The sequence below is a fragment of the Meiothermus granaticius NBRC 107808 genome (assembly GCF_003574355.1).
Taxonomy (GTDB): Bacteria; Deinococcota; Deinococci; order Deinococcales; family Thermaceae; genus Meiothermus; species Meiothermus granaticius.
In genome coordinates this window covers 57,679-71,631 of record NZ_QWLB01000008.1, presented here as the reverse complement: position 1 = coordinate 71,631, position 13,953 = coordinate 57,679, and the positions used below count along the sequence as shown (strand labels likewise).

The window sequence follows — 13,953 nt, the reverse complement described above, 5'->3', positions numbered from 1 at the left end:
GTTGAACCTCGGGCCTTATGCAGCGCACTGCCCGACCTTTCAAGTCGCGGGCCCGGTTTGGCCCGCGCTCGTCTGCCCAGTGGTTTGCCCTTCCGGCAGTGCTGCTGCTGGGATTATTCCTGCTCTACCCTTTCGTTGATGTGCTGCGCTTTTCCACCTGGGATTGGTCGGGGCTTTCCGCTCCCAGGCCCATCGGGCTCGAGAACTACCGCCAAATTCTGCAAGACCCAGACTTCTACAAAAGCCTCCGCACCACCCTAATTTTCTCCCTGATAACCCTGCCCCCTTTCATCCTCCTGTCGGTGCTGCTGGCTCTGGCCCTCGATGGGCAGCCCTACGAGCGCGGGATCAAGGCCCTGCTCTTTCTGCCGGGGCTGGTGACTTTGGGGGGGGCAGCAGTGGCCTGGTATACCCTGTTCTCCCCGGAGTACGGCGCGTTGGCCGCCGTGGTTCCAGTACCCCGCTGGGACCAAAGCGTGGGCTGGGCGCTGGTGCTGATCATGCTTTTTACCTTATGGAGGCATATCGGGTATGGGGTGCTGGTGGTTTCAGCCCGGTTGAAGGCCATCCCCAAAGCCTTGACCGAGGCCGCAGCGGTGGATGGGGCCAACCCCCTTCAAACCTTTCGTTTCATCACCCTGCCGCTGCTGCGTCCGGCCCTCACCTTTTTGGTGGTGATTGGCACGGTGCTCACCCTGCAGTCCTACACCGCGGTGTTCCTGCTCACTCGAGGCGGGCCCTTTGGGGGGACTGAGGTGCTGGGCTACTACCTCTACAAGACCGGGTTCGAGATCGGTCGGTTGGGCTACGCGGCGGCACTCACGGTGGTAATCCTGATTCTGACCCTGGCGTTTGCCCTAGCGCAGGCCCGGCTGCTGCGGGAGGAGCGATGAGGACTGCGCGGCTGGGGTGGGGGTGGGCTTGATGCGTTGGCTGGGGCACATCTTTGTGTTTGGGGTGGCCGCGCTGGTAGGGCTACCGTTTCTTTGGATGGCCTATGCGGCTTTTATTCCACCCGAGCAGGTCTTCACCGGCAACATCTTCGGAGCGTTCAAGCCGAGCCTGGCGAATTTCGCGGTTCTGGCCAAGGAGGGTTTTTGGGACGGCTTTTGGGGGCGGTTGGTGTTCTCCCTGTTGGCCAGTGGGTCTGTTACGCTCCTCCAGCTGTTCACCGGATTCTTAGCCGCCTACTCGATCCGGGAGGGGGCGCGGCTGTTGCCCTTTTTTCTGGTGACGCTGGCCATCCCGATGGAGCTGCTGCTGGTGCCGCTGTATGGGCTACTGCAAGGCTTGCACCTGCTGGACACGGTCTGGGCCTTGATTCTACCCTTTGCAGCCAGCCCTTACATTGTGTTCCTGCTGTTTCAGGGGATGCGGGGCGTACCGGAGGAGCTGCTCGAGGCCGCCCGCTTGGACGGGGCGGGGCACCGGGTGCTGCTGGGGCAAATTCTGTTTCCACTGCTAAGGGCCCAACTCATCGCGGCTGGGGTACTGGCCTTTGCAGCCCACTGGAATCTGGTGCTATACCCACGGATCGTGGCTGGAGCGCCCGGCATCAAGACCGTGCAGACCTGGATCACAGACCTTCAGCGGCAAAACCCCGCCGACTGGGGCCCGCTCTCGGCGGCGGCCTTGGCTGCGACCTTGCCGCTGGTCCTTCTCTATCTGGCTTATGAGCGCCGGATCGTGGAGACCTTTGAGGAAGGGCTGAAGGGTTGACTGTAGCCTGACCTGTACACCCAACCTTCTCATGAGGGGTGTGTCACACTGATTGGGTTCTGGGGTCATGCCTGGAGCCTTGGAGGATCGTGCTGATGCGTCGTGCGCTGTTCGCTATTTTGGCCCTAATGGGGCTTGCCCTGGCCCAAAAACCTGTGGAGATTACCTTCTGGCATACGGCTGGGCCTCCCGGTCAGGAGGCGCTGGAATCCATACTGGATGATTTCAACGCTTCACAGAAGGAGTACAAGATCAACTACAAGTACGTGGGGGATTACCGGGAAGGGGGGCTCAAGCTGCTGGCTGCCCTGCGCTCGGGGGGCGCCCCCAACGTATTTCATGCCGAGATCTCTTTCTTGGGCCGAATGGTTCAGGATGGGATTGCCCTTCCCTTAGACGACTATCTGGGAACCCTCCCCAATGACTTTTATCCGGGTTTCCTCCAGACCGGACGGCTGGCAGGGAAAACCTATGGCCTGCCGATTGGCCTGTCGGTGCCGGTGTTTTTCTACAACGCCGATCAGTTTGCGGCCCGGGGCATCGCGGTGCCCAAGACCTGGGCCGAGGTGGCCGCAGCCGCACAAAAGCTCACCACCCGTGCGGCCAAGGGGTATATTGCCTCCTCAGACATCTACAGCTTTAACGCGGTGGTGATGGCCCAGGGGGGGAGCATCGTCACCAAGGACGGCAAGCCCAACTTCACCGATCCCAAGGTGGTGGCCAGCCTGCAATACCTGCAGGACCTCGTGCGCAAGGGAGCCGCCCAGAGCCGCAACATTGCTGAGGCCCAGTTCTCGGTGGCCGATTTTCTGCGTACCAAGGCCTTCATGGGGATTGCCCCCATCACCATCTGGCCTCTGATCGAAAGCCGGGCTCCGATCCCCTTCAAGCTGGGGGTGGCAGCGGTTCCGCTCGAGCCGGGCGGTAAGGTACCGCTGGCGGGGGGGACCTTGGTGGCGCTCAAAGGCACCAATGAGGCCCAGCTCAAGGGCATTGTGGCGCTGTGGAAGTTCATGATGGAGCCGGCCAACATCGCCAAATGGACCAAGGCCACCTACTACCTGCCCATGCGCCGCTCTGCCCAGCCCCTGCTCGAGGATTTCTACAAGGCCGATCCGCGCCGCCGGGTGGCTTTTGGTCAGGCCGAGAACGCCGATGTGTGGATTCAAGATCCAGGGTTTACGGTGTGGTACAGCTACCTGGAGGATGCCCTGGAGAGGGCGCTCAAGGGTGGGGCCGATGCCAAGGCGGTGCTCGAGGAAGCCCAGCGCCGGGCCCTTAGCGTGGATAAGAAGTGAAGGAGTGGGCGGGGCTCGAGCCTAACGCCTCAACCCGTGTAACCCCCTGAGGATCCCCTCACCATGAGACGCCTGCTTGCCCTCTTTGTCAGTTTGTCGGGCTTGACCCTGGCCCAGACCGTGATCCCGTTTTGGCATACCGTAGACCCCCCCGGCCAGGGCGTGCTGGAGAGCCTGGTGGCCGAGTTCAACGCCAAGCAAAAGGACTACCGGGTTGAATCGCGCTATGTGGGGGATCTGCGTGAAGGTGGGATCAAGCTGCTGGCCGCCCTGCGGGCCGGTGGGGCTCCTGCCCTTTACTATGCCGAGGTCTCGTTTGTGAGCCGGGGGGTTAAGGAGGGGTTGGCGCTCCCACTGGATGCTTATCTGGGCAACCTACCCGATGACTTCTACCCCAACCTGCTCGAGACCAGCCGCTACGCGGGAAAAACCTACGCCTTGCCAGTGGAGCTGCATGTGCCGGTCTTGTTCTACAACGCCGATCAGTTTGCGGCCCGGGGCATCACGGTGCCCAAGACCTGGGATGAGGTGGCCGCAGCCGCACAAAAGCTCACCACCCGTGCGGCCAAGGGGTACATTGTTTCCTCGGATATCTACAGCTTCAATGCGGTGGTGATGAGCCGGGGGGGAAGCCTGATCGGCCCAGACGGCAAACCCAACTTTACCGATCCCAAGGTGGTGGCCAGCTTGCAGTTCCTGCAAAACCTGGTTCAGAAGGGCTGGGCCCAGAGCCGCAACATCGCTGAGGCCCAGTTCGCTGCGGCGGACTTCGTGCGTACCAAAGCCTTTATGGTGGTGGCCCCGGTAACCCAGTGGCCGATCCTCGAGGCGCGGGTTCCGATCCCCTTCAAGCTGGGGGTGGCCCCGATGCCCCGTACCTCGGACGGCAAGGTCCCCTTGGCGGGAGGCACCCTGATGGTGCTGCGGGGCGCGAGCGATGCCCAGATCCGGGGTGCGGTGGCTTTCTGGAGGTTCATGATGGAGCCGGCCAACATCGCCCGCTACGTCCAGGCCACCTACGCCCTGCCTATGCGCAAGGCGGCCCTTCCACTGTTGGGGGCGTTTTACAAGGCCGATCCGCGCCGTCAGGTGGCGATCTCCCAGCTCGAGTACGCCGTGCGCTGGATCTCCGACCCAGAGGCCACGGTTTGGTACGACGCTTTGGAGCAGTCCCTAGAGAAGGCCCTCAAGGGCGGTATGGACGCCAAGGCAGCGCTGGAGGAAGCCCAGAAAAAAGCCCTAAACATCGAGCGGTAGCTGGGGGCTCGAGTCGGCCCTGACCGGCGGATGATGCCAAACTCGGTACAATGTCCTCAAGCATCAGGAGGCCCAGAGTGAAGCGTTGGTTTGTGGGGCTGTTGGTTCTAAGCGGTCTGGCCCTGGCCCAGACGGAAGTGTCGTTTTGGCACAGCATGGACGGTCCTGCGGGGAGGGCCATAGAAGCCTTTGCTGCGGCCTTCAACGCCAAGCAGAGCGCTTACAAAGTCACCCCGCGATACGTGGGGGATTACCGTGAGGGCGAGACTAAGGTCATCGCCGCCCTGCGCTCCGGAGGGGCTCCCACCTTGTTTCAGGCGGAAATTCTCCTGTTTCCCCGCCTGGTAGCCGAGGGGGCGGTGCTGCCGCTGGACGATCTGACCTCGAGCCTGCCCAAAAGCTTCACCGACGATCTGTTCCCTGCGGCCTGGGAGTATGGCCGTCTGAACGGGAAACGATATGGGCTGCCCTTCAACACCAGCACCCCGGTCCTCTTTTTCAACCAGGACCAGCTACGGGCTAAGGGGCTCAAAGTGCCCAGCAACTGGAAGGAGTTTGGGGAGGTAGCCCGTGCGCTCAACAGCCGAGCGGCCAAAGGCTTTATCGCCCTTACCGAGTCGTGGACCTTCGAGGCCATGGTCACCAGCCGGGGGGGCAACCTGGTTACCCCCGATGGTAAGCCCAACTTCACCTCGCCCGAGGTGGTTCAGGCCCTCGAGTTCCTCCAGAATCTGGGCAAGGAAGGGGTCATCAGCGTCCGCAACCTTTCGGAGGCGACCTTTGCTCAGGTGGATTTCATCCGCACCAAGGGCATGATGGTGATGGCTTCCATTGCCAACTGGCCCGCTGCGGAGCAGGCCTCGTTCGCGTTCAAGCTGGGGGTGGCCCCGGTGCCCCGGGAGCCTGGAGGCAAGGTGCCCTTGGGAGGGGCCCAGCTGGTGGTGCTGCGCGGAGCCAGCCCTGAGCAGCAGCGAGGGGCTTTGGAATTCTGGAAGTTCCTGATGGAGCCGGAAAACATCAAAACCTGGGTGATGGCCTCTTATTATGTGCCGCTGCGCCAGTCGGCCACACCGCTCTTGGACGGTTTTTACAAGGAAAACCCCTACCGCAAGGTGGCTTTTGAGCAGGTGGCCGTTGCCCAGCCGCGCCCCCGGGTGCCGCAGTTTGCCGTCTGGCGCAACTTTCTCGAGGATGCCCTGGAGAAGGCCCTCAAGGGCGGGGTTCCGGCCCGGCAGGCCCTCGAGGAAGCCCAGCGTAAGGCCGAGGCGGTTAAGTAGGAGCGAGGGCCTATGCAGCAGCGAGGGGGGCTCGAGAAGGTCGGGGGGCTGGCCCTTGGGCTTGCTATGGGGGCAGTCTGGCTGGTGGGGCTGGCCCAGCCCCGGACCCCGACCTACTATCAGGATGTAAAGCCGATTTTGGAGGCCCAGTGTGTGGGGTGTCATAAGCCGGGAGGGATCGCGCCCTTTTCCCTCACCGAGCCGCAGGACGCGGTGGCTCGAGCCCAGCTCATTGTCGCTGTGACCGCCTCTGGCCGCATGCCGCCCTGGCCACCGGGGCCGGACTCACCGGAGTTTTTGGACCAGCGCAAGCTCACCGAGGCGCAAAAAGCCACACTGGCGGCTTGGGCCCAGGCCGGAGCCCCGCTGGGCCAGAAGTAGGGGGGGATATGAGGGGAAAGCTGCGGGTGCTCGAGGTGTTCTTGCTGGGTGCGGCCCTGCTCGCCGGAGGGGTGCTGCTTCCCCATCTCCTGGCTCCTAAGGCCGAGCTGATGGGCGTGTCCCGGGCCCAGGGCCAGTTTTTGGGTGGGGTTCAGTCAGATTTCCGGCTGAGCCTGAACCCCCCTGCCTTGGCTGCGGCGGGGCCAGAGGAAACCCTAACCCTACAGCCGCTTCAGCCCTATACCCCAACCGCGCTCGAGGGGGCCAGCGACGACTATCACTGCTTTTTGCTCGACCCCAAGTTGAGCCGCGACCGGATGGTCACGGGGGTGAACATCCAGCCTGGGCAGGGCAGCATCGTCCATCACGTGATCCTGTTCAAGGTCAGCGGGGAGGCAGCCGAAGAAGCCCAGCGCAAGAACACCGAATCGGGCGGCAAGGGCTGGACCTGTTTCGGTGGGCCGAGCGTGGGCTCGGCGGCTTCGATGGCGGGGAGTTGGTTGGGGGCTTGGGTTCCTGGGGTGGGGGATGGGCATTTCCCCCCCGGCCTGGCTCAGTCCCTGGCCAAGGGCTCGTTGGTGGTGATGCAGGTGCATTACAATCTGGCTGCAGGCGCCCAGCCCGATCGCAGCAAGGCGGTATTGAGCCTGGCCCCTCCGGGGGAGCCGCTCACGCCCCTGCGAACCTCGCTGTTGGTGGCACCGGTGGAGGTGCCCTGCCCAGAGGGGGTCCAGGCTCCAGCCTGCAACCGCACCACCGTTCTGCGCGAGAATGTGCGCAAATATGGGCTTGAAGGGGCCAGCTTGCCGCAAGCCCTATTGGGGTTGTGTGGAAAAACCCTCGAGGACTACACCCAGCCGGTGGGTGAGGCCCGGGCGGTGAGCACCGATTGTGAGCGCACGGTTCCGGCGGATGCCACGCTGTACTCGGTGGCCGGGCACATGCACTTGCGCGGGGTGGAGCTGCGCATTGAGCTGATCCGCTCCGGGGAAACCACCCCCAAGACCCTCCTGCACATTCCCCGCTGGGACTTCCACTGGCAGGGCAACTACTGGTTTAAGAACCCGGTGGAGGTGAGAAAAGGGGACACCGTTCGGATCCGCTGCACCTGGGACAACTCGCTGGAAAACCAACCGGTAATAGCGGGAAAGCGGCTCGAGCCGCGCTACATCGTCTGGGGCGAGGGCACTGCTGACGAGATGTGCCTGGGGGTGTTCCAGGCCGCAGTCAAGGAGTAGGTGGGTGCCCCGCCTCGACAAAAGAGGCGGTGGGTGTTAGCGTTGCGCTAGACTCGAACCTGAGGAGGGGTGCATGCGCCGCTGGGGAATTTTCGTCGTGCTTCTAGGCGTACTGATCGGGAGTTCGGCTCTGGCTTTAGGCTTCTCGGTTCGGGGGGCCCTGCGCTATGACGGAGCGTTTGGGCTCGAGGGTGAGCTCGAGTATGCCGACCGCCTGGACCCGACCCTAACCTGGGGGGTGCGGGCTAGCCTGCAAGCGATTCCCCTCAGCGATGTGGTTTTGATTGTCCCCAACGGTTTTCTGGAGTACCGCCAGGGCCTCATCCAAGATGGCCCCACCGCCTTGAGTGGGTACGGCAAGCTCGAACTGGGTATCGGAGAGCTGCCCCAGTTTTTTCCCAGGGCGGTGCTCAGCGCCGGGGTAGAAGGCCGGATGCCCCTTATGGATGGGCTGGACGGTTTTGCTCAGTCCGGAGCCTACTTCGACTTCATCGTCACCAACCGGGCCCGGCTGGGGGTTACGGGTCGGGTGGGGGCGATTCTGATCCCCTTCGTGCCCTACCTGGGGGCCGAATACTACTACGACTTTTACCCACAAACCGGGGTACCCAAGGTGTATTTGGGCAGCTTGATGTACCTCTCCCCCCAGTTTTTTTGGGGCCTCGAGGGAGGCTTTGACCCCAGCGCGTTCGTTCGGGTGCTGTTTCAGTTCAGCGAGCGCTGACCCCTGCATCGGCGCGGTGTTCGGGCTCGAGGCGGCTGTAGGCCACGGTTTGGGCTAAGGTGGCAAAGCCGTTGAGGATCAGCAGAATCACAATTTGAAGTATGGGCCCTACGGTATCGGTAGGAATCAGGTTGAGCAGGTTGAGCACCACGATCAGCAGCAAGTGAGCTCCCCAGTTTCCCCGACCGATGAGATGCCAGCCCTCGCGCATGGCCTGGGTCCAGGGCTTGTCGTGGTCACTCAGGATCTGGAAGGTGTAAAACCATAGCAGGGTGATGGCGGTGGCCGCCGCAAAGGTGAAGAGCGTGGCCACCAGGGGAGAGGCGCTGGAAAGGGGTACCCCGATCAGCAGCACCGCTACCTGCATGGCCACAAAGACGATTCCTGCCGGGAGATTGTGGGAGGTCATCTTGCCCCAGAGTTCGTTGGGAGCCCACTCACCGTTGCGCACATAGTGCAACAGCACGCTGAATAACCCGACCTGCATGGGGCCAGTGTAGATACCCAGGGTAAAAAAGCTGACCAGCAAGGCTTGTATCAACACCCACAGCACCCCTATCGGATGCTGTAGCAGGAGTTGCAGGCTGCGTATGAGCACCTGGGGGACGTTGAGCGGAACGGTCTCCATTCGCAAGAAGTTTAGCAGACCGAAAGGGGGCTACCGGGATTTCAGACGAGCCTCGAGCCCGGCTTGCGAGCAAACTCCCCCTGCACAACGTGTTCAACCGAGGTGGGCGGGTTGCGCAGCGCCTGGCGCAAAAACGGGGGTTGGAGGTTGAGGTTAGGCAGTTGGTCGAGCCTGAACCAGCCAAACTCCAGGCCGATGCTGGCCGAGAGCACCACGAAGGTCTCGCTGCTGAGCTCGAGCGGCACCTCCATGCGGTAGTACAGCCCCAGCTCGTGATAGATTCTGTGGTTGAGCTCAAAAAAGTTTTCCACCACCCACAGCAGGGGACCGATGGTGGCCTCCAAGCACAGCTCCTCGCGTATTTCGCGGCGCAGGGCGGTTTTGGAGTCCTCCCTCGGGATCACCCGGCCCCCGGGCAACACCCAATAGCTGCCCGAAGGGTGTCTGCACAGCAAGACTTGGCCCTCTTTGATGGCCACCCCAGCCACCCGGTAGTAAAAGCGTGTGCCATTTTGGTCGAATTCGATCATGCAGGCTCCCTTCTAATGCAGGCGGGCTGAAAGGGGGGCTATTTCTTGGGGGGCTGGGCCGGGCGCAGCTCAAGCTGGCCGGGCATCACCCGCGGATGGCTCCTGAGCACATACAGCACCGCCTCAGCCACGTCCTCAGGGGCAATTTTCCAGCTCGAGCCGGTGGGGTTGCCCCCGAAAGGGGTGTCTACGGAGCCCGGTAGGATCGTGCTCACCCGGATGCCCAGATAGCGCAGGTCCAGCATGGAAGCCTCGGAGAACCCCAGCAGACCAAACTTGCTGGCATTGTAGGCCGCTCCGCCCGCAAAGGCATTTTTTCCGGCCAAGGAACCAATGTTAACGATATGCCCGCCCCCCTGCTTCTGCAGGGCTGGGACCGCGGCTTTGGTGGCATAGAAGGGGCCGGTGAGGTTGGTCTCGAGCACCTCCCGCCACTCCTCCGGGCTCAGCTCCTGGACAGGCTTGAAAACCCCTATCCCGGCGTTGTTGATCAGGATGTCAAGCTGCCCAAAGCCCTCCTGCAAAAGCTGAACCGCTTGCTCTATCGCTGCGTACTGGGTGATATCCGCCGGTAGAGCCAGGGCCTCGCCCAGCTCTTGGGCCAGCGCCTCGAGCTTGGCCTTGCTCCGGGCCAGCAGCCCCAGCCGGACTCCCTCAGCGGCCAGGGCCCGGGCAATGGCTAGACCAATTCCCGAAGAGGCCCCGGTGATGAGCGCAACTTTTCCCTTCAGCATGGCCTCATGCTAGCTGAAGCGGGGGGCGGGTACAACCCTGCTTATGGTTTGGGTTTGTAGAGGTCGAGCCCCCCCGCTTTTTGGAAGGACTGCAAGAGGAAGTCCACCGAGACCAGGGGCTTGGAGTTGGGGTCCCCAGGGAGGGTGCCGGCAAAAACCTCGAGGGCATCCGGATAGCCGTCGCCATCGGAGTCCTTCATCTGGGCTAGGGCGTCGTAGAGCGCCTGATTGATCGTAGTCTTGAGGTTGGAGCGCACCAGCTCCCCAAAGGGGTTCCAGGGGGCACCGCCGCCCGGATTAACGTGGCAGTACTGGCAACCGACGGTGCGCGTCCCGTCCTTGTCGGGAACCAGGTGAAATTGGTCAATCGCGGCCAGCCGATAGGGGGGGCGGGCCACCGCGACCGAGGCGGCCAGAACCAGGATGAGGGCCAGAAAACCCAGTTTGCGCATGATTAACCTCCGGTATCCATGACAGCCCTGGCCATTCCAGCGGGGCCTGCGGTGAAGCGGGCTCGAGCATCCAAAACTCCACGGGGCCGGATATCCTCCAAATGCAGTCCGCAGGGCCCAACTGGCTACCCCTCCAAGTCTAGCAAGGTCTTGGGATTCAAAGCCTTAGATTAAAGGATTGCTCGGCTGGACCCATCCAGAGGGCTCAGGAGGAGCCCTTTTGGTGGGCCTCCACCAAAGCGCGGAGGGCCTTGCCCCGGTGGGAATGGGCGCTTTTTTCCTCTGGGAGCATCTCGGCAAAGGTTTTGCCCACCTCTGGAACCCAGAACAGCGGATCGTAGCCAAAGCCCCGCTCACCCCGGGGGGCCTCGAGGATCTCCCCTTCGGTCTCACCCCGGTATAACTCCATATGACCTTCCGGATTGGCAATGACCAGAACGGCCACAAACCTGGCTTTGCGTTCGCCCTTGGGCACGTTTCTGAGCTGCTCCAGCAGGTACACATTGCGCTCGAGGTCGCTGGCCTTGCCCCCAAAGCGGGCAGAGTAGATCCCAGGTTCCCCGCCCAAGGCCTCGACCTCTAAACCAGAATCGTCGGCTAGGGTGGGGAGGCCCGCGTGCCGGGCCGCAAAGGCCGCCTTGAGGATGGCGTTGTCCTCGAAGGTAGAGCCCTCCTCGGGGGGCATCTTGAAGGGGAAATCGAGCAGCGAAAGCAGATTCCAGCCCAGCGGGGCGAGTCCTTCCTTCAGCTCCTTGAACTTCCCGGGGTTGGTGGTGGCGATCAGCAGGCGCATGGGGGTATCCAGAGTATGAGGGGTTAGAGGGGCCACGGCGATAATCTCCCTCACCAGTGTATCCAGTGGGCCCCTACCAGGTAGGTTGTGGCGGCACCGCGCCCACCCAGGGCCGTGACTTGCGGGGGCCCCTCCAACCCTTCACCAAAATTACAAAATCTAGGCGTAGGCTCAAGGGAACCATCTGCAGCGCGGGTGCCTTATGAGCTTCCAATCGCCGGCAATTTTGCTCCTCTTGCTTGGGCTGCCCCTTTTGATCTGGGTGTACCGTAGCCGCTCCGTGCAGAGCGGCTCGAGCGCGTATGCCCTCCTTCCAGGGCTAAGCCAACTGCGGCAGGTGCAGCGGGATGCTTGGAAGCGGCATCTGGGGGCCGGGTTGTACCTGCTGGCCCTGGCCTTGGGGATCGTGGCCCTGGCCCGGCCCCAGGCCACCCTGCGGGTCCCGGATAACCTTGCAGGGGTAATGCTGGCGATGGATGTAAGCGGTTCAATGCGGGCCAGCGACATCCCGCCCAGCCGGCTCGAGGCTGCCCAGAGGGCCGCTCAGGACTTCGTGCGGGCTCTGCCCGAGGAGGCCAAGGTGGGGCTGGTCAGCTTTGCGGGGTACGCCACCCTCGAGGTGCCCCTAACCACCGACCACCAAAGCGTCATTGACCGCATCGCCTTGTTTCAGTTGGCCCGGGGCACCGCGATTGGGGAGGGGCTGCTGGAGAGCCTTAAGGCCTTTCCCGCCGATGCCCAGGGCAAGCCGCTGGGGCCGTCTACGATAGTGCTGCTTTCGGATGGGCGCAGCAACCGAGGCACTGACCCCCTCGAGGCGGCCCAAAAAGCCAAGCAGATGGGGGTAAAGGTGCATACCATCGGGCTGGGCAAGCCGCTGGCGGCGGGAGAGGTCCCGAGCTACTTGGCTTTTGATGAAGAAGCCCTGCGGGCCATTGCCGAGACTACCGGCGGGCAATATTACACCGCTGAGTCCGTAGAAGCCTTGCAAGCAGCTTACCGAAAGCTACAGCGGGCGGTGGGCTGGAAGCTAGAGCACACCGAGGTGACCGGGATTTTGGGGCTTTTTTCCGGGCTGCTCCTGGCCTCGAGCCTAATCATGGCCCAGCTGCGCCGCCGGGTGGTTTAGGGGTTCCCTCACCCCACCCTGGGGCGCGGGGGTTTAGGCGCGCCAGCTCGCGTAAAAGCCCCTGGCATAGCCTGCGTGGCAGCGCCGGGCCTTGATAGATCAATCCGGTGTAGACCTGCACCAGCGTTGCGCCGTGCTCTAGGCGCTCGAGCACGTCTGCTGGGGTGAAAATGCCCCCCACCGAAATCAGCGGCAAGCGGGTATGGGCGCTGAGGTAGCGCAGCAGCTCGAGGGCCCTAGCCCGCAGCGGGCGGCCTGAAAGCCCACCGGACTCCCCAGGGGCAGCGCTCAAGCCCTTGCGCGAGAGGGTGGTGTTGGTGGCGATGATCCCGGAGATGGCGTACTGGGCGGCGAGCTCGAGGATTTGATCAATCTGCTCCTCGCTCAGATCCGGGGCAATCTTGAGCAGGATGGGCTTGGGGACGCTTTGGCTGCGGACAAAGGCGGTGATGCTGGCCAACAGCTCCTCCAGCCGCTCCCTGTCCTGGAGCTGGCGCAGCCCTGGGGTGTTGGGCGAGCTCACGTTGAGGGCGAAATAATCGCCGTGTTCCCACAGCGTGCGCAGGCTATGCAGGTAGTCCTGAGGGGCCAGCTCGAGCGGGGTGCTCTTGCTCTTGCCCAGGTTGATGCCCAAGGGGATGGCGGGCTTTTGCTGGGCTTGACGCAGGGCTTGAAGGCGCTGGGCTACGGCCGCAGCGCCCTCGTTGTTGAACCCCATTCGGTTGATCAGGGCCTCATCCTGGGGCAGCCGGAACAGCCGGGGCTTGGGGTTGCCGGGCTGGGCTTGGGCGGTCACGCTGCCCACCTCCACAAAGCCAAACCCCAAAGCCGCCCAAGCCGGCACCGCTCGAGCGTTCTTGTCCAGGCCCGCGGCCAGGCCGATGGGGTTGGGAAAGCGCAGCCCAAAGGCCTCGGTCTCGAGGCGAGGGTCGCGCAACTGGTATAAGGCCGCTAGGAGCTGCAAGAGGGGTCGGTGCCGGCTGGCCCACTCGAGGGCCTTCAGCACCAGATCGTGGGCCTGCTCGGGGTCCTGATGAAACAACAGCGGTTTGATCAGGGGGTACACCTTGCCAGGATAACGCATTTGAGCGCAGGAGCCGTTCCCCATAGGGATTCCGGGGGGTGAATAGGGATTCCGGGGGGTGAGGCTCGAGGGGTTGCGCCTGGAGGAAAATGCGGTACCCTAGAGTTACCCCACCCCACCTGGGGTGGCATGAAGAGGCGCAAGACGGGGCGTAGGGTGGGGTTCCCTGTCCATGGCTGGCCCCAAGAGCGGGGCTGCAAAGGAGGAGGCAATGATTCGCCTGAAGGTCGAAGGCATGAGCTGTAACCATTGCAAGCTGAGCGTGGAAAAGGCCCTGAAGGGGGTTCCTGGGGTTGAAGGGGCAGAGGTGAACCTGGCCCAAGGCACCGCCCAGGTCTACGGCACCCCTCAGCTCGAGCCCCTGCTGGAAGCGGTTCGTGCAGAGGGATACGAGGCCGAGGTGCTTCGGTGAACGCCGTGCAAGAACACCCCCTGCACCTTGACCCCAAAGCCCGCAAGGATGCCCGGAACCGCTTGCTGAGCGCCAAGGGGCACCTCGAGGGCATCCTCAAGATGCTGGAAGGGGAACCCTATTGCGTGGATGTGCTGAAGCAGATCAGTGCGGTGCAGGGGGCTTTGGATAAGGTGGGTCAGATCGTACTCAAAAGCCACCTCGAGCACCACGTGGCCAGTGCGGCTCAGCGGGGGGATACCGCGCGGATGGTGGATGAGCTGATGGAAGTGCTGAAGTACCGTTGAGGATGAGTAC

Annotated in this window: 17 protein-coding genes; 11 read left to right on the top strand and 6 right to left on the bottom strand. The window is 63.0% G+C overall.

Features of this window, described 5'->3' with window-relative positions:
- The first annotated feature begins 17 nt into the window (after positions 1–17).
- The 8 genes from Mgrana_RS04385 to Mgrana_RS04350 all read left to right on the top strand — a co-directional run bounded on the left by Mgrana_RS04385 (position 18) and on the right by Mgrana_RS04350 (position 7,894).
- On the top strand, positions 18–893 hold the full coding sequence (locus Mgrana_RS04385; protein ID WP_119356382.1) for a carbohydrate ABC transporter permease: 876 nt from the start codon (positions 18–20) through the stop codon (positions 891–893).
- A 31-nt stretch (positions 894–924) separates the two neighbouring features.
- Positions 925–1,719: a carbohydrate ABC transporter permease gene (locus tag Mgrana_RS04380; RefSeq protein WP_119356411.1), complete on the top strand. Its 795-nt coding sequence runs from the start codon at positions 925–927 to the stop codon at positions 1,717–1,719.
- Positions 1,720–1,814: 95 nt separating this feature from the next.
- Positions 1,815–3,017 (top strand): ABC transporter substrate-binding protein, encoded by a 1,203-nt coding sequence (locus Mgrana_RS04375; protein WP_119356410.1) that lies wholly within the window; start codon positions 1,815–1,817, stop codon positions 3,015–3,017.
- A gap of 63 nt (positions 3,018–3,080) precedes the next feature.
- A complete protein-coding gene (locus tag Mgrana_RS04370) occupies positions 3,081–4,274 on the top strand; it encodes an ABC transporter substrate-binding protein (protein ID WP_119356381.1) in 1,194 nt (397 codons plus the stop codon).
- A 50-nt stretch (positions 4,275–4,324) separates the two neighbouring features.
- Positions 4,325–5,551, top strand: coding sequence for an ABC transporter substrate-binding protein (locus Mgrana_RS04365; protein WP_170146394.1), 1,227 nt, complete (start codon positions 4,325–4,327; stop codon positions 5,549–5,551).
- Between the two features lie 12 nt (positions 5,552–5,563).
- Entirely contained in the window at positions 5,564–5,932 is a 369-nt protein-coding gene (locus tag Mgrana_RS04360; RefSeq protein ID WP_119356379.1) for a hypothetical protein, read from the top strand.
- An 8-nt stretch (positions 5,933–5,940) separates the two neighbouring features.
- Positions 5,941–7,170 (top strand): monooxygenase, encoded by a 1,230-nt coding sequence (locus tag Mgrana_RS04355; protein WP_119356378.1) that lies wholly within the window; start codon positions 5,941–5,943, stop codon positions 7,168–7,170.
- A 73-nt stretch (positions 7,171–7,243) separates the two neighbouring features.
- The gene (locus Mgrana_RS04350) at positions 7,244–7,894 is read left to right on the top strand and encodes a hypothetical protein (RefSeq protein WP_119356377.1); all 651 of its coding nucleotides are present in this window, start codon (positions 7,244–7,246) and stop codon (positions 7,892–7,894) included.
- Here the strand turns inward: Mgrana_RS04350 and Mgrana_RS04345 are convergent.
- From Mgrana_RS04345 to rdgB, 5 genes are all read right to left on the bottom strand, one after another.
- Positions 7,881–8,522 (bottom strand): hypothetical protein, encoded by a 642-nt coding sequence (locus Mgrana_RS04345; RefSeq protein WP_119356376.1) that lies wholly within the window; start codon positions 8,520–8,522, stop codon positions 7,881–7,883. The two genes, Mgrana_RS04350 and Mgrana_RS04345, sit on opposite strands and share 14 nt — an antisense overlap.
- Before the next feature lie 41 nt (positions 8,523–8,563).
- Positions 8,564–9,052: an NUDIX hydrolase gene (locus Mgrana_RS04340; protein WP_119356375.1), complete on the bottom strand. Its 489-nt coding sequence runs from the start codon at positions 9,050–9,052 to the stop codon at positions 8,564–8,566.
- A 38-nt stretch (positions 9,053–9,090) separates the two neighbouring features.
- On the bottom strand, positions 9,091–9,786 hold the full coding sequence (locus Mgrana_RS04335) for an SDR family oxidoreductase (RefSeq protein WP_119356374.1): 696 nt from the start codon (positions 9,784–9,786) through the stop codon (positions 9,091–9,093).
- A 41-nt stretch (positions 9,787–9,827) separates the two neighbouring features.
- Entirely contained in the window at positions 9,828–10,238 is a 411-nt protein-coding gene (locus Mgrana_RS04330) for a thrombospondin type 3 repeat-containing protein (protein ID WP_119356373.1), read from the bottom strand.
- 205 nt (positions 10,239–10,443) lie between these two features.
- A complete protein-coding gene (rdgB, locus tag Mgrana_RS04325; protein ID WP_119356409.1) occupies positions 10,444–11,031 on the bottom strand; it encodes an RdgB/HAM1 family non-canonical purine NTP pyrophosphatase in 588 nt (195 codons plus the stop codon).
- A 202-nt stretch (positions 11,032–11,233) separates the two neighbouring features.
- On the opposite strand from rdgB, the gene Mgrana_RS04320 reads away from it, so the two are divergent.
- Complete coding sequence (locus tag Mgrana_RS04320; RefSeq protein WP_119356372.1) at positions 11,234–12,160, top strand: VWA domain-containing protein; 927 nt, start codon at positions 11,234–11,236, stop codon at positions 12,158–12,160.
- On the opposite strand, the gene Mgrana_RS04315 is transcribed toward Mgrana_RS04320, so the two are convergent.
- Positions 12,129–13,226, bottom strand: a complete 1,098-nt coding sequence (locus tag Mgrana_RS04315) for a quinone-dependent dihydroorotate dehydrogenase (RefSeq protein WP_119356408.1) — start codon at positions 13,224–13,226, stop codon at positions 12,129–12,131. The genes Mgrana_RS04320 and Mgrana_RS04315 overlap by 32 nt on opposite strands.
- 229 nt (positions 13,227–13,455) lie before the next feature.
- On the opposite strand from Mgrana_RS04315, the gene Mgrana_RS04310 reads away from it, so the two are divergent.
- Complete coding sequence (locus Mgrana_RS04310) at positions 13,456–13,656, top strand: CopZ family metallochaperone (protein WP_119356407.1); 201 nt, start codon at positions 13,456–13,458, stop codon at positions 13,654–13,656.
- Positions 13,653–13,943 carry a metal-sensitive transcriptional regulator gene (locus Mgrana_RS04305; protein ID WP_119356371.1) on the top strand — a complete coding sequence of 97 codons (291 nt, stop codon included), beginning with the start codon at positions 13,653–13,655 and terminating at the stop codon, positions 13,941–13,943. The genes Mgrana_RS04310 and Mgrana_RS04305 overlap by 4 nt, the downstream gene beginning before the upstream one ends.
- Positions 13,944–13,953: the final 10 nt, after the last annotated feature.

Bases quoted from the DNA above. Each gene is read 5' to 3' on its own strand.
- Mgrana_RS04385 (WP_119356382.1), top strand. From the start codon at position 18: ATGCAGCGCACTGCCCGACCTTTCAAGTCGCGGGCCCGGTTTGGCCCG.
- Mgrana_RS04380 (WP_119356411.1), top strand. From the start codon at position 925: ATGCGTTGGCTGGGGCACATCTTTGTGTTTGGGGTGGCCGCGCTGGTA.
- Mgrana_RS04375 (WP_119356410.1), top strand. From the start codon at position 1,815: ATGCGTCGTGCGCTGTTCGCTATTTTGGCCCTAATGGGGCTTGCCCTG.
- Mgrana_RS04370 (WP_119356381.1), top strand. From the start codon at position 3,081: ATGAGACGCCTGCTTGCCCTCTTTGTCAGTTTGTCGGGCTTGACCCTG.
- Mgrana_RS04365 (WP_170146394.1), top strand. From the start codon at position 4,325: ATGTCCTCAAGCATCAGGAGGCCCAGAGTGAAGCGTTGGTTTGTGGGG.
- Mgrana_RS04360 (WP_119356379.1), top strand. From the start codon at position 5,564: ATGCAGCAGCGAGGGGGGCTCGAGAAGGTCGGGGGGCTGGCCCTTGGG.
- Mgrana_RS04355 (WP_119356378.1), top strand. From the start codon at position 5,941: ATGAGGGGAAAGCTGCGGGTGCTCGAGGTGTTCTTGCTGGGTGCGGCC.
- Mgrana_RS04350 (WP_119356377.1), top strand. From the start codon at position 7,244: ATGCGCCGCTGGGGAATTTTCGTCGTGCTTCTAGGCGTACTGATCGGG.
- Mgrana_RS04345 (WP_119356376.1), bottom strand. From the start codon at position 8,522: ATGGAGACCGTTCCGCTCAACGTCCCCCAGGTGCTCATACGCAGCCTG.
- Mgrana_RS04340 (WP_119356375.1), bottom strand. From the start codon at position 9,052: ATGATCGAATTCGACCAAAATGGCACACGCTTTTACTACCGGGTGGCT.
- Mgrana_RS04335 (WP_119356374.1), bottom strand. From the start codon at position 9,786: ATGCTGAAGGGAAAAGTTGCGCTCATCACCGGGGCCTCTTCGGGAATT.
- Mgrana_RS04330 (WP_119356373.1), bottom strand. From the start codon at position 10,238: ATGCGCAAACTGGGTTTTCTGGCCCTCATCCTGGTTCTGGCCGCCTCG.
- rdgB (WP_119356409.1), bottom strand. From the start codon at position 11,031: ATGCGCCTGCTGATCGCCACCACCAACCCCGGGAAGTTCAAGGAGCTG.
- Mgrana_RS04320 (WP_119356372.1), top strand. From the start codon at position 11,234: ATGAGCTTCCAATCGCCGGCAATTTTGCTCCTCTTGCTTGGGCTGCCC.
- Mgrana_RS04310 (WP_119356407.1), top strand. From the start codon at position 13,456: ATGATTCGCCTGAAGGTCGAAGGCATGAGCTGTAACCATTGCAAGCTG.